The sequence below is a fragment of the Variovorax sp. J22P240 genome, from assembly GCF_030316855.1.
Taxonomy (GTDB): Bacteria; Pseudomonadota; Gammaproteobacteria; order Burkholderiales; family Burkholderiaceae_C; genus Variovorax.
Genome location: NZ_JASZYR010000001.1, coordinates 469,411 through 483,437 on the forward strand (window position 1 = coordinate 469,411; position 14,027 = coordinate 483,437).

Here is a 14,027-nt window from a genome sequence, read left to right on the forward strand (position 1 = left end):
CCATGCCTGCCAAGCCCAAGCCGCCCACCGACGCCGTCGCTGCGCCGCCCAAGCCGCGCCTGCCCAGGCAGCCGCCCGAACCACGCGAGCCGCCAGACCCACCACCGCCGCGTCCGCCGCGCCCCCCTCCGCCTCCGAGGCCACCGCCCCCGCCGCCGCAGCCCCCACCCCCGCCGTCGCCCACCGGCCCCACCACGGCGTCGATCACGAGCTGGACCCGGATTGAGCCGCATTGCCGCGACGAGGCCATGTCGACCGGCACCCACGCACGGGTGTTCGATCCGCTGTGGTTCCTGGCGCGGCAGTGGCAGGTCGGCGAATTCCAGGCCGAGGACGCGGGCTCGCCCGTGCAGGCACGCGTGCGCGCCACCAGCGCCATGCTGTCGCGCTGCCACCTCGGCGAGTTGAAGCACGACACGCAGATGCAGGCGCCGCCCTATGACCCGATGGGCACGCCGCTGGAGGTGCACGTCGAGCGCCGCCGCATGCGCCCGGTCGATTCGAACGACCCCCGCATGCTGACGCTGGCGGTCGAGGCCGGCCTGCAGTTCCTGCGCATGCTGGAGCTGCAGCCCTTGTCGAAGAGCTATCGCGCAGCCTTGATCGCGCGCTTCGCCCTGCAAGCCTTGCCCGCGGCGCCGGCCGATGCCGACCCGCTCGATGAGGCCACGTTGCGCTTCGTGCAGACCATGACCGGGCGCGCGCCCGATGCACGCCGGCTTGCTGACGCCTTCCGCAGCGGCGGCGCGGCGCAGGTGGTGCTCGAAACGGCCTTGAAGATCGCCGTCGCCGACCGCGCCGAAGTGCAGCAGACGGCGCTGGCCTGGCTGGCCTGGTACGACGCACTCGTGAACGAGCCGGCTCCGACTGCCGATGCGACCAGCGATGCCTGGCAGCCATCGCGCCTGGAATACGCGGTGTCGGTGGCTGCCCGTCTTTCCGATCGTCCCGAAGACGAGATCGCGCTGACCGCCGCCGAGTTCGACGATGGCCGGCTCGACTGGAGCAGCTTCGATCGCAACCTCGAAGTCCGCATGGGCACGGACGGCGATCGCAAACTGAGCAGCGTCGTCGAGACCACCGTGCCCGCACCCGTCGGCTTCCGGGGCGCACCGGCGGCGCGCTTCTGGGAAATGGAGGACGCACGCATCGCCTACGGGCTGCTGCCGGTGGGGCCGACCGACCTCGCGCAACTGATGGTGATCGAGTACGCCGGCAGCTACGGCAATGACTGGTTCGTCGTGCCACTGACGCTGCCCGTCGGCTCATTGACGCGCGTGGACTCGCTGGTCGTGACCGACACCTTCGGCGTGCGCAGCCTGCTGCGGCCCCTCGGCGATCCGGCTTTGCCGCGGCCCTACTGGTCGATGTGGCAACTGGGCTGCCTGCGCCGGGCGGGCGAGGCGCCCATCGACTCGCCCCAAACGAATCTCTTCTTCCTGCCGCCCTCGCTCGGCCGCGTGATCGAAGGCGGCGTGCTCGAGGACGTGCTCCTGATGCGCGACGAGATGGCGAATCTCGCATGGGCGATCGAGCGCAGTACGGAGAGTCCTGTGGAGCAGGCGGTGCAGCGCATCGAGAACGACGCGGGGCCGGCACCGCCACCCGCCCGTGCCGATGGATCGCTGCGCTACGTGCTGTCTTCGACGGTGCCTGCCAACTGGATCCCGCTGTTGCCCGTGCAACTCGCCGGCGAGGGCGGCAAGATCGTCCAGCGCCTGCGGCGTGGCGCCGTGCTGCAACCGGACGGCTCGATGAAGATCCATCCCGCGCAGGGCACGGTGCTCAATGCGGGCACCCAACTGCTGCTCTATGACGAGGAGGTGCCGCGCGAGGGTGCGCACGTGATCCGCGGCCGGCGAATGGCGCGATGGACCGACGGGTCCACGTGGATGTGGACCTCGTTCCGAAGGCAGGTCGGGCGCGGGGAGGGATCGAGCGGCTTGCGCTTCGATCAGGCGGAAGGGGAGGGAGAAGGCGAGGCCTAGCGTCAGTGTCGTCACAGTGCCAGCGAACCCTGCCGAATCGTCAGCCAAGTGGGCAAAACGCTGCAACCTTGCGGCTACCGTCTGACACACGCCCTGCGCACACTGGCTTGCATCAACCGAGGATTTCCCGATGCAAGCCCGTCACTACCCCAGCACCGTCTACCTCAGCGCCCCCGAGATGATTCGCCTCGTCCGGCGCAAGGGCCTGTCCGACTGCATTGCAGGTGTAGCCCATCGCATCGAGCGCGAGTTCCTGCGATGGAACGAGTTCGACAAGAGCGCGCGACTGGCCAGCCATTCGGACGTCGGCGTGATCGAACTGATGCCCATCGCCGACGCGGAACTGTTCGCTTTCAAGTACGTCAACGGCCACCCGAGCAATCACCGGTATGGCCTGCCGACGGTGATGGCCTTCGGCGTGCTCGCCGACGTGCGCACCGGCGCGCCGCGCTTCCTGTCGGAGCTGACGCTGACGACGGCCATCCGCACCGCCGCGATGTCTGCGGTCGCCGCCCGCAAGCTGGCGCGGCCGGGGAGCCGCAGCATGGCGCTGATCGGCAACGGCGCGCAAGGCGAATTCCAGGCGCTCGCGTTTCGCGATCTCGTGGGCATTCGCGAACTTCGCTTGTTCGATACGGATCCGGCCGCCAGCGCCAAGCTCGCCGCCAACCTCGACGGCCAGGGATTCCAGATCCGCTTGTGCGGCAGCACTGCCGAGGCGGTGCGAGGCGCCGACATCGTGACCACCGCGACGGCCGACAAGACCAACGCGACCATCCTCACGCCCGAGATGATCGAGCCCGGCATGCACATCAACGCGGTGGGTGGCGACTGCCCGGGCAAGACCGAACTGCATCGGGGCGTGCTGGAGCGCGCGTCGGTGTTCGTCGAGTTCGAGCCGCAATCGCGCATCGAAGGCGAGATCCAGCAGATGCCTTCGGACTTCGCGGTCACCGAGTTCTGGCAGGTGCTCGCAGGCCATCGGCCGGGGCGTGTCGATGCCGCGGAGGTCACGGTGTTCGACTCGGTCGGCTTCGCGCTGGAGGACTTCGCGGCGCTCGCCTTCATGCGCGAGACGGCCGAGGCGCTGGGCCTGGGCGAGATCCTCGACCTGATGCCCGAGACGGCCGACCCGAAGAACCTGTTCGGCGTCTTGCGGGTCAGGAGTGGCAGCGAAGACACGCGCGAAGTCACGATGGCGGCGCTCCACTCAGTGCCGATGTGAAGAGCCGCTTGCCCCGGGACCGGAGCAGCGTCACCAGACGCTGCGCAGCCGGCGACAGGTAGCCCTCCCTGCGATAGGTGACGCCCAGGTGGCGTCGCAGCGTCGTCTCCTTCAACGGGACCTCGCGCAGCACGCTCTTGGCGCCGCTCGCGTTGAGCGTGTGGCGCGACAGGAAGCTCAGCAGGTGCGTGCGAGCGATGAGTCGCGGCAGCAGCGGGATCGAGTTGGCATCGATCTGCGCCGTCGGGGTCGGCAAGCCGCGCGAGCGGAAGGCGGCGTCCAGCCACTGCCGGCTCACGATGGTGTTCACCGGCAGCACCCAGCGCCAGGCGAGCAGCGATTCCATCGTGATCCGCGGCAGCGCGAACACCGGGTGATCGGGACTGGTCGCGACCACCACCACGTCCTCCACGATCGAGTGCGTCACGAAGTCGTCGTCGTGCTCCGGCATCAGTCCGATGAGCAGGTCGATCGCGCCTTCGCGCAGCCGCTCGCGCAGCGCGATGCTCGGCGCGACGGTGATGTCGATGGTGGTCTCGCTGGCTTCGGCCAGCAGCAGGCTGCAGATCTCGGGCAGCACGTGGTCGGCCGCGATCGGCCCGCTGCCGATGCGCACGTGGCCGGCGTTGCCCTTGGCGAAATCGCCGACCTCGCGCAGCGCTTCTTCGGTCGCGCCGCGCAGCACGCGGGCGCGCGCCAGCAGAACTTCGCCCACGGGCGTGAGCCGGATGCCGCGGCCCTTGCGTTCGAACAGCACGGCTCCGAAGGCTTCCTCCAGCCGCTGCACCGCCTTGGTCAGCGCGGGCTGGGTGCGGCCCAGCTTGTCGGCGGCCTGCCCGACATGGCCCAGTTCGGCCACGGTCTCGAAATACTTCAGGTCTCGAAGTTGGACGTCCATTCATAGCTCCGAGGAATCAATGAATGAACATTATCGAATGGACGGAATGGGTTGGAGTTTTCAGAATTCGCTCTACCAACAGGAGACATTCATGACACGTCGATACCGTTTGCTGGCAGGCGCCGCTTTCGCACTGCTCGCCTGCAGCAGCTTTGCCCAGACCCCGTGGCCCGCCAAGCCGATCAAGCTGGTGGTGCCTTTTCCGCCCGGCGGCGGTACCGACTTCGTGGCGCGCCTCGTCGCCGAGAAGCTGACGACCCAGGCCGGCTGGGTGATCGTGATCGACAACAAGCCCGGCGCGGGCGGCAACATCGGGCTCGACGCCGTCGCCAAGGCAGCGCCCGATGGCTACACCATCGGCCTCGGGCAGACCGCCAATCTGGCGATCAATCCCGCGCTGTACGCAAAGATGCCCTTCGATCCGCTGAAGGATTTCGCGCCGATCGCCTCGGTCGCATCGCAGCCAGTGGTGCTGATCGTGAACGCATCGTCGCCCTACAAGACGCTGGCCGACGTGGTCGCCGCATCCAAGGCCAAGCCCGAATCGCTGCGCATCGGCCTGGCCGGCAACGGCACCGTGGGCCACCTGGCCGGCGAGATGCTGGAGCGCCGCGCGGACATCAAGGTCCTGAACGTGCCCTACAAGGGCGCAGGCCCGGCAATGACCGACCTGCTCGGCAACCAGGTGGAGCTCAACTTCGCGAACACGCCGGTCGCGATTCCGCAACTGACCGGCGGCAAGGTGCGTGCACTGGCCATCAGCTCGCCGCAGCGCCTGAAGAGCGTGCCGCAGCTCGCCGCGGTGCCGACCGTCGCCGAGCAGGGCTACCCCGGCTTCGATGCGATCACCTGGACCGGCCTGGTCGCACCCGCCGGCACGCCGCCCGCGGTGGTCGAGCGCATCAACAGCGAGGTGCAGAAAATCCTCAAGCGTCCGGACGTGATCGAGAAACTGGCGCTCGAAGGCAGCACCGCCGCCGCCGAGGGCACGCCCAAGCAGTTCGCCGACTACATCCGCAGCGAACACCAGAAATGGGGTGCGTTGATCCGCGAAGCCAACATCAAGCTCGACTGAGCTCCGACAGGACATCACCCAGTGAACCCCACCATCCTGGTCACCGCGCCCAAGCTGGCGAAGGCCGGCGTCGACCTCCTGGCGCAAGCCGGCGCGCGCGTCCTCTACCTTTCCGATCCCGACAGCGTGGAAGAGGTCGAACGCATCATGGCGACGGAACCCGTCGACGCGGTCATCTCGCGCACGGTGCAGCTCACGGCGCGGGCCATCGCGGCGTGCCCGACGCTCAAAGTCATCTCCAAGCATGGCGTCGGCGTCAGCAACATCGACGTCGATGCAGCCACGGCGCGTGGCATCCCCGTGTACGTGACGCCGGGCGCCAACGCACAGTCGGTGGCCGAGATGACGCTGGGGCTGATGTTCGCCGCCGCGCGCCGCATCGGCTGGATGGACTCCGAACTGCACGCGGGCCGGTGGTCGCGTGCGCAGGATGGCGTCGAACTGCACGGCAAGACGCTCGGACTGGTCGGCTTCGGCCAGATCGGCCAGCGTGTCGCCACCGTATGCCTGGCGCTCGGCATGGACGTGGTGGCCTTCGACCCGGCGCTGGCCGACGGCAAGAGCCCGGTCGATCGCGTACGGCTGGTGCCGTCACTGGACGCGATGCTGCCGCTGGTCGACGTGTTGAGCCTGCACGTGCCGCTCAACAAACACACCCGCAACATGCTGGGCGCGACGCAGTTTGCGGCGATGCGGCGCGGTGCCATTCTCGTCAACACCGCGCGCGGCGAGGTGATCGACGAGCCGGCGCTGATCGACGCGCTGCAAAGCGGCCAGTTGCATGCGGCCGGCCTCGACACGATGGCAACCGAGCCCCTGCCCGCGGGCAGTCCGCTGGCCGCACTGCCCAATGTGGTGCTGACACCGCATGTCGGCGGCTCGACGCCGGCTGCGCTCGCTGGCATGGCGAGCGGCGCCGCGCGCAACGTGCTCGGCTGGCTTCAGGGCCAGCCGGTCGATTCATCCGCCTGCGTCAATCCCCCGGTCTTTTCCTGAACCCCAACGTCTTACGTCCCCGGAGATTCCATGAGCAACGAAACCGCCGTCCAGTGGCCCGCCGGCTACCGCATCCATCCCCGCGCCGAAGGCCCCGCTGCCGATGTGGTGGCAGCGTTCCGCGACATCCCGGTCGCGGCGATCGGCGATGCGATGAGCCGCAACATCGGCACCATCGGCCTGCGCCAGTACCACGCCCGGCTCGACACCGTGCTGTGCGGTCCGGCCGTCACGGTGCGCGTGCGGCCCGGCGACAACCTGATGATCCACAAGGCACTGATGATGGTGCAGCCCGGCGACGTGCTGGTGATCGACGGCGGCGGCGATGTGTCGCAGGCATTGGTCGGCGGGCTCATCCGCACGACCTGCCTCTTCAAGCGGCTCGGCGGCCTCGTCATCGACGGCGCGGTGCGCGACCTGGGTGAATGGGCGGAAGAGGGCATGCCGATCTTCGCGCGCGGCCACACGCACCGCGGCCCGAGCAAGGACGGCCCCGGCGAGATCAATGTTCCGGTCTCCTGCGCCGGCCTGGCCGTGCTGCCTGGCGACCTGATCGTCGGCGATGCCGATGGGGTTATCGCCATCCCCGCGGCCGAGTGCGCCGACGTCCTCGCGCGAAGCCGCGCGCACCTGGTCAAGGAAGCGAAGATCCGCGCCGACAACGCCGCAGGCAAGTCCGACCCCGAGCGCTTCGACGCGACCTTGCGCGCCAAGGGCCTGCCGGTGTGAGTGCCGCCGTGACGCCCTCATCGTCCAGCTTGGAGCACGTGGCGGCGCCGAGTTTGCCCGCCCCGGCTGGCGCAGGCGCGCAGAAGCTGCCGCGCAAGCTGCGCCGCATCCTGTCGCTGGACGATTTCGAGCACGCGGCACGGCGCTTCCTGCCCGGGCCCATCTTTGCCTACGTATCGGGCGGCTGCGAAACGAACCGCTCGCTGCGTGCCAATCGCAGCGCCTTCGAGGGCTTCGCGTGGGTGCCCCGCATCCTGACCGACACCTCCGCGCGTACGCTCGCCACGCCCTTGCTCGGCCGGCAGTACGCGGCGCCATTCGGCATCGCACCCATGGGCATCAGCGCGCTGTCGGCCTACCGCGGCGACCTGGTGCAGGCGCAGGCGGCCGCGGCCGCCAACGTCCCGATGATCCTGAGCGGCACCTCCCTGATCCCGATGGAGGAGGTCGCACGCGCCAATCCGGCAGCCTGGTTCCAGGCCTACGTGCCCGGGGAGCCGGAACGCATCCTCAAGCTGCTCGAACGGGTGGAGCGCGCCGGCTTCGGCACGCTGGTCGTCACGGTGGACACGCCCGTCTCGGGCAACCGAGAGAACAACATCCGCGCCGGCTTCTCGACGCCGCTGCGTCCGAGCCTGCGCCTCGCGTTGGACGGCATCGCGCATCCCGGCTGGCTTTGCAAGACGGCACTGCGCACGCTGCTGTCACATGGCATGCCGCATTTCGAGAACTCGCAGGCCACGCGCGGCGCGCCTATCCTCTCGTCCAGCGTGATGCGCGACTTCGGCGCGCGCGACCACCTGAACTGGGAGCACTTCGCGCTGATACGCCGGCGCTGGAAGGGCGCACTGGTCGTCAAGGGCATCCTCGACCCGCGCGATGCGCTGCAGGCGCGCGAGCACGGTGCGGACGGCGTCATCCTGTCGAACCACGGCGGCCGGCAGCTCGATGGCGCGGTGTCACCGATCCAGGTGCTGCCGGCGGTCGTCGACGCGCTCGGCAAGGACTATCCCGTGATGATCGACAGCGGCTTTCGTCGTGGCAACGACGTGCTGCTGGCACTGGCGCTGGGCGCGAAGTTCGTCTTCGTCGGGCGGCCCTTCAACTACGCCGGCGCGGTGGCAGGGCAGGCCGGTGTGGAGCACGCCATCGGCACCCTGGCGTCGGAGATCATGCGCAACATGGCGTTGATCGGGGTTCCGAGTCCCGCCGGCGTGTCTCGCCAGAATCTGTTCGGAAGCGCGCCGTAGCCGCAACGGCGCCCCCTATCTGCGCAGTTGCATCGACACCGAGAACCGGTCCGCCGGATGCACCGAGACGGAGATCTCGAAGACATCGCCCTCGGCGTCGAAGTAGCGGCGAACGATCTTCAGCGCGGTCGTGCCCATCTTCACCTGGAGCTTCCCGGCCATGGCGCCATCCGTGATCGTGAACGCGCGCACGTCCTGATGGATCTCCGCGATATGCCGGTCATACCGGTCTTCGATCAGTGAACTGATCAGCGAGTCGGGCGAGGCCTTGACCACCTCGGCGATGTCGGCGTAGCCGGGATCGATGTAGACGTCGGTCCAGCCGATCGGCAGCGCGTCCTCGTCGCCGACCATCCGCAGGCTCGAGATGCGCAGCCAGGGCGCGCCGTCCGCGCAGCCCAGCTCCCGGGCGAGTTCGCCCGTCACCGTCGTCTGCTCGATCTCCTGCACCACGCGCTGGTGCTCGGCGCCGAACTGCACCAGATCGTCGACCGATGCCAACGAAGGCCGGAATCGGGGCCTCGGCTTTGCGGAGACCACGCGCGTGCCCACGTTCTTGCGCCGCGACACCAGCCCCAGGTCTTGCAACTCTGCCAGTGCGGCCCGCACGGTGTGCCGGCTGGTGCCGTAGTGCTTGCAAAGCTCCAGTTCGGTCGGCAGCAGCGTCCCTACCGCGAAGTGCCCCGACGTGATGCCTTCGGTCAGGTGGCGGGCGATGTTGGAGAAGTTGGCCTTCTGCGGGGCCGGTTCGAGAGCGTTGTTCATGGGCTTAAGGGTATACCCCATTCCGAAGTTATGTCCGAACATATTACAGTGAGGATATGTCCGGACATATCGGTGTCCGCCCCACACCACTTCACGAGGCCTCCATGTCGACACCTTCACTTCCCATGGCCAGCACGGTCGTTGATTCCATCCTGTTCCGCGACGCATTCGGCACGCAGAAGATGCGGCAACTCTTTTCGGACGGCGCCCTCATCCAACGCTACATCGACGCGGAGATCGCATTGGCGAGGGCCGAGGCCCGCTGCGGCGTCATCCCCGCGGAGGCGGCCGAAGTGATTGCGCGCGAATCCCGGATCGACCGCATCGACTTCGACCACATGCGCCACGAGACCGACATCGTGGGCTATCCGATCCTGCCGCTGGTTCACCAGCTGGTCGGCATGTGCGGCGAATCGGGCCGTTACGTGCACTGGGGCGCGACCACGCAGGACATCATGGACACCGCCGTCGCGCTGCAGGTGCGCGATGCGCTCGACAGCGTGGGCGAGGACATCCGCGAACTGCGTGGCATCCTGGCTGCACTGGCGAAGAAGCACCGCGACACGCCGATGGCGGGCCGCACCCATCTGCAGCAGGCGCTCCCCGTGACCTTCGGCTACAAGGTGGCGATCTGGCTGGCCATGTTCGACCGCCACCAGCAGCGCCTTGCCGAACTGCGGCCGCGCGTCGCGGTGGTCGAGTTCGCGGGCGCCGCCGGCACGCTGGCATCGCTCGGCGACAAGGGCTTCGAAGTGCAGAAGGCGATGGCCGAGGAACTGGAGCTCGGCGTGCCGGCCACCACATGGCACGTGGCCCGCGACGGCTTTGCCGAGGCGGTGAACCTGCTGGCGATCATCACAGGCTCGCTCGGCAAGATTGCGCTCGACATCATGATCATGGCGTCGACAGAGTTCGCCGAGGTCTACGAGCCCTTCGTCAAGGGGCGCGGCGCGTCGAGCACGATGCCGCAGAAGCGCAACCCGATCTCGAGCGAGTTGATGCTGGCCGCTTCAAAGGCGGTGCGCCAGCACGCTGGCCTGATGGTCGACGCGATGGTGCAGGACTTCGAGCGCGCCACCGGTCCGTGGCATGCCGAATGGATCGCGATCCCCGAGAGCTTCATCCTCACATCCGGGGCTTTGCACCAGGCCAAGTTCGCACTCGGCGGCCTGATCGTCGACGAGGCCCGCATGGCCCACAACCTCGGCATCACCAAGGGCCTGATCGTGGCCGAGGCCGTGATGATGGGCATGGCCCCGCACATCGGCCGGCAGCAGGCACACGACGTCGTCTACGACGCCTGCCGCACCGTGAACGAGAAGGGCGGCACCCTGGCCGAAGCGCTGGCGGCCCTGCCGGAAGTCACGAAGCACTTCGACCGCGCCACCATCGATCGCCTCACAGATCCCGCCAACTATCTCGGCCTTGCGCCGCAGATGGTGGACCGCGCGTTGGCGCTGTCCGCCGACATCGCCATGCGTGCACCCGCCGCTGCCCACTGACCACCACCTCAAGGAAATCATCATGAAGTCGAACTGGAAACTTGGCGCGCTCGCGCTGGCCTTTGTTGCAGGCAGTGCGTTCGCGCAGGCCTACCCGGCGAAGCCGGTCACATGGATCGTGCCGTTCGCCGCAGGCGGACCGACGGATGCACTCGCGCGCAGTATTGCCGAGCGCGTGGCGCGTGAGATCGGGCAGCCGATCGTGATCGACAACGCGCCCGGCGCAGGCGGCACGGTCGGTGCCGCCAAGGCGTCGCGCGCCGCTCCCGACGGCTACACCATGCTGGTCGGCCACATGGGCTACATGGGCGCCGCGCCGGCCCTGTACAAGAAGCTCAACTACGACCCGGTCAAGGACTTCGCGCCGGTGTTCCGCTTTCCGGATACGCCGCTGGTGCTGATGGTCCGCAAGGAGCATCCGGCCAAGGACATCAAGGCGCTGGTCGATTTCGGAAAGGCCAACCCGGACAAGCTGTTCATCAGCAATGCGGGCGTCGGCTCCAGTTCGCACCTGATCGCGGCGCTGTTCGCGTCCACTGCGGGCATCAAGATCTCGCAGGTTCCCTACAAGGGCGCCGGCCCCGCGCTGATCGACGTGATTGGCGGCCAGGTGGATGGCATCTTCGACCAGACCAACACCGCCTTGCCGCAGATCAAGGAGGCCAAGGTGCGTCCATTGGCGGTGACATCGAAGGTCCGACTCCCGCAATTGAAGGATGTGCCGACGCTGGCAGAGACCGTGCTGCCCGGCTTCGAGGCATCGACGTGGTACGGCGTCTACGCCCCCAAGGGCACGCCGCAGGCGGTGCTGGACAAGGTGCAGGCGGCTTACCAGAAGGTGATGACCGACAAGGCCTTCACCGACAAGATGGCGGAGCAGGCGATCCAGTTGCTGCCCGCCGAGCAATACACCGGCGCGGCGCTGGGCAAGCACACGGAAAGCGAGGTCGCGCGATGGAAGTCGGTAGCGGCCAAGACCAACATCTCGCTGGACTGATCATGAGCGCCGCACGCATCGAGAGCGATGCCTTCGGCCCGGTCGAGATCCCCGCCGACCGCTATTGGGGCGCGCAGACGCAGCGCGCACTCGGCGTCTTCGAGGTCGGCGAGGAGCGTTTTCCCGTCTGCCTGATCCGCGCCTTCGGGCTCCAGAAGATGGCGGCTGCGCGGGCGAACCTGCGTTGCGGAACGCTCCCGGCCGAGCTGGCTGGGCCCATCGAGGCCGCTGCCGCCGAATTGCGCGACGGGCGCTTCGATGCGCACTTTCCGCTCACGGTCTGGCAGACCGGCTCCGGCACCCAGACCAACATGAATGCGAACGAGGTGATCGCGAACCGGGCGAACGAGTTGCTGGGCCAGCCGCTGGGCACCCGATCGCCGGTCCATCCCAACGACCACGTCAATGCATCGCAATCCTCGAACGACAGTTTCCCCACCGTCATGCACGTGGTCACGGTCCTGGAGCTGGAGCAACGGCTGAAGCCATCGCTCGTCTTGCTGCGAGACAGCCTGCAGCGGCGTGCCGAGGCCTTTGCCGATGTCCGAAGGATCGCGCGAACCCACCTGATGGACGCAGTGCCCATGACGATGGGACAGGTCTTCGACACCTTTGCCCGCCAGGTGGCCCACGGGGTCGACCGGATCGACGCCGCGATGCCACGGCTCCTGCGGTTGCCGCAAGGCGGGACGGCCGCCGGCACGGGACTGAATGCGCCACCCGAATTCGACGTGCTCTTCTGCGAGGCGATCAGCGCGCTCACCGGACGGAAATTCCTGTCCAACCCCTCGAAGTTCGAAGGCATGGCCGCACACGATGCGTTGGTCGAAGTGTCGGGCGCGCTCAACGTCATCGCGACTTCGCTGATCAAGATCGCGAACGATGTGCGTTGGCTCGGGTCAGGTCCGCGTTGCGGCCTGGGTGAGTTGAAGATTCCGGACGACGGCCTGACGAGTTCGATCATGCCGGGCAAGCGCAATCCGACGATCGCGGAGGTACTGGCGCAGGCCTGCATGCAGGTCGTGGGCAATCACGCAACCATCACGATGGCCAATGCATCGGGCAACTTCGAGTTGAACGTCGCCAAGCCTGTGATCATCGCCAACCTGCTGCAGTCGATTCGTGTGCTGGCCGATGCAACGCGCGTTTTCGCCCAACGGCTGGTCGAAGGCATCGAGGTGGACCGTGCGCGGCTTGCTGGCAACGTCGAGAACGCGTTGCTGCAGGTGACGGCCCTGAACCCGCTGCTCGGCTACGACAAGGTGGCGAAGATCGCCGCCACGGCGCTCGCGCAGGGAATCACCCCTCGAGCGGCTGCGTTGTCACTTGGTTTCGTGGACGAGGCGACCTACGACCGGGTGGTGGGAGCATCGACGCGATAGCGAGGCGCTGCGGCGCGGTCCTGCTCAGGCGGTGTCGGCACGTTGGCGCGGCAGGAAGTTCATCGCGACGCTGCCCGAACTGCCCGCGCGGACCACACGGTGGATGAAGTCGAGCTTCTCGATCACCGGCGGGACGATGATGAACGGATAGCTGTCGTGCGCGCCGAGGCTGCGATCCATGGCATTGATGAACTGGGAGACCGGCAGCCACTGTTCGACGACGGCGTCCCGGATGGATTCGGCCTGCAGATCGAGATTGCGCACTTTCAGGGCAGGTCCACCCGGCAGGGCCAGATCCAGCCGCGCACCCCAGGAGGCGGCGGTTTCCAGGCCGTCCACCATATGCAGGTAGTGGGCCCAGGTTTCCGCCCAGTCCTCCCACGGGTGCGAACTGGCGTACACGCTGATGAAGCGCAAGGGCCAATCAGCCACCGGCGAGGCGTAGTGCGTTTTCAATGCCTGCTCGTAATCCGCACGTTCATCGCCGAACAGAGCCCGGTACTCGTCGATCCACGGAGTCCCTCGCACCAGCCGATCCCAGTAGTAGTGGCCGATCTCGTGCCGGAAGTGGCCCAGCAGCGTCCGGTAAGGCTCATGCATCGACATGCGGATGTGCTCGCGTCGCGCATCGTCGGCTTCGGCGATGTTGAGCGTGATGACACCCTCGTCGTGGCCGGTCAGGACGCGCTCCTTCGGGCTGGCCTCCTCGAGGAACTCGAAGGACAGGCCATTGGCCGGATCCTCCAGCTTGTTGGGCGTCGGCAGGACCAGTTCGACCAGCGTATAGAACAGGCGGCGCTTGGCCTGTTCGAGCGCGGCCCAGTAGCCACGGTTCTCCGGTTTGGTCAACGCGGGAATGGTGTGTGTGGTGCGGCACGACAGGCAATGCTCGTGTGCACTTCCGGCGGGCACCATCCAGTTGCACACGCTTTCATTGCGGTTCACGCAGGGGCGGTAGTCGGCACCCGGGTGGCCCAGGCGGCGCCATGAATCCTCGTCGGTCACCTCGAAGGCGAGCATGAGTTGCTCGTCCGGCGCGTAACCCAGTACCGCGCCGCAGGTTTCACAGCTCAGGTTCTCGAAGAAAACGCGATTGCTGCAATTCGAACAGGTCAACTGCTTCATGGGATCTGCGCTCTGAATGTTGCAACGCAGCATTGTCGACTTCGCCGCGCAGGCCATCGCCAAGGACGTCCGCCCGCCCGAGCGTGGGACAAGGT

At 67.5% G+C, this 14,027-nt stretch carries 12 protein-coding genes; 9 read left to right on the forward strand and 3 right to left on the reverse strand.

The window, feature by feature from the left end:
- Window positions 1-2: 2 nt before the first annotated feature.
- Together QTI24_RS02365 and ocd are read left to right on the forward strand one after the other, a co-directional pair.
- On the forward strand, window positions 3-1,988 hold the full coding sequence (locus tag QTI24_RS02365; RefSeq protein ID WP_286598069.1) for a hypothetical protein: 1,986 nt from the start codon (window positions 3-5) through the stop codon (window positions 1,986-1,988).
- A 130-nt stretch (window positions 1,989-2,118) separates the two neighbouring features.
- Window positions 2,119-3,213: an ornithine cyclodeaminase gene (gene ocd / locus QTI24_RS02370; protein WP_286598070.1), complete on the forward strand. Its 1,095-nt coding sequence runs from the start codon at window positions 2,119-2,121 to the stop codon at window positions 3,211-3,213.
- Here the strand turns inward: ocd and QTI24_RS02375 are convergent.
- A complete protein-coding gene (locus QTI24_RS02375; protein WP_286598072.1) occupies window positions 3,179-4,111 on the reverse strand; it encodes a LysR family transcriptional regulator in 933 nt (310 codons plus the stop codon). The two genes, ocd and QTI24_RS02375, sit on opposite strands and share 35 nt — an antisense overlap.
- A 91-nt stretch (window positions 4,112-4,202) precedes the next feature.
- On the opposite strand from QTI24_RS02375, the gene QTI24_RS02380 reads away from it, so the two are divergent.
- Genes QTI24_RS02380 through QTI24_RS02395 form a run of 4 tightly spaced genes read left to right on the forward strand, consistent with a single transcriptional unit; the run spans window position 4,203 to window position 8,161 of the window.
- Window positions 4,203-5,186, forward strand: a complete 984-nt coding sequence (locus tag QTI24_RS02380) for a Bug family tripartite tricarboxylate transporter substrate binding protein (protein WP_286598073.1) — start codon at window positions 4,203-4,205, stop codon at window positions 5,184-5,186.
- Window positions 5,187-5,207: 21 nt separating this feature from the next.
- Complete coding sequence (locus QTI24_RS02385) at window positions 5,208-6,182, forward strand: hydroxyacid dehydrogenase (protein WP_286598074.1); 975 nt, start codon at window positions 5,208-5,210, stop codon at window positions 6,180-6,182.
- 30 nt (window positions 6,183-6,212) lie between these two features.
- Window positions 6,213-6,911 (forward strand): RraA family protein, encoded by a 699-nt coding sequence (locus QTI24_RS02390; RefSeq protein WP_286598076.1) that lies wholly within the window; start codon window positions 6,213-6,215, stop codon window positions 6,909-6,911.
- Window positions 6,912-6,949: 38 nt separating this feature from the next.
- Window positions 6,950-8,161: an alpha-hydroxy acid oxidase gene (locus tag QTI24_RS02395; protein WP_286599247.1), complete on the forward strand. Its 1,212-nt coding sequence runs from the start codon at window positions 6,950-6,952 to the stop codon at window positions 8,159-8,161.
- A 15-nt stretch (window positions 8,162-8,176) separates the two neighbouring features.
- Here the strand turns inward: QTI24_RS02395 and QTI24_RS02400 are convergent, their stop codons facing one another.
- A complete protein-coding gene (locus QTI24_RS02400; RefSeq protein ID WP_286598077.1) occupies window positions 8,177-8,926 on the reverse strand; it encodes a GntR family transcriptional regulator in 750 nt (249 codons plus the stop codon).
- A gap of 104 nt (window positions 8,927-9,030) precedes the next feature.
- Between QTI24_RS02400 and QTI24_RS02405 the strand changes: the two genes are divergently transcribed.
- The 3 genes from QTI24_RS02405 to QTI24_RS02415 are packed head-to-tail and all read left to right on the forward strand — an operon-like array spanning window position 9,031 to window position 12,807.
- Window positions 9,031-10,428 (forward strand): class-II fumarase/aspartase family protein, encoded by a 1,398-nt coding sequence (locus QTI24_RS02405; RefSeq protein WP_286598079.1) that lies wholly within the window; start codon window positions 9,031-9,033, stop codon window positions 10,426-10,428.
- 22 nt (window positions 10,429-10,450) lie between these two features.
- On the forward strand, window positions 10,451-11,425 hold the full coding sequence (locus QTI24_RS02410) for a tripartite tricarboxylate transporter substrate binding protein BugD (protein WP_286598080.1): 975 nt from the start codon (window positions 10,451-10,453) through the stop codon (window positions 11,423-11,425).
- A gap of 2 nt (window positions 11,426-11,427) precedes the next feature.
- Window positions 11,428-12,807 (forward strand): class II fumarate hydratase, encoded by a 1,380-nt coding sequence (locus tag QTI24_RS02415; protein ID WP_286598082.1) that lies wholly within the window; start codon window positions 11,428-11,430, stop codon window positions 12,805-12,807.
- Window positions 12,808-12,831: 24 nt separating this feature from the next.
- Here QTI24_RS02415 and QTI24_RS02420 read toward each other — a convergent pair whose 3' ends face one another.
- A complete protein-coding gene (locus tag QTI24_RS02420) occupies window positions 12,832-13,932 on the reverse strand; it encodes a zinc-binding metallopeptidase family protein (protein WP_286598083.1) in 1,101 nt (366 codons plus the stop codon).
- Between the last annotated feature and the right edge of the window lie 95 nt (window positions 13,933-14,027).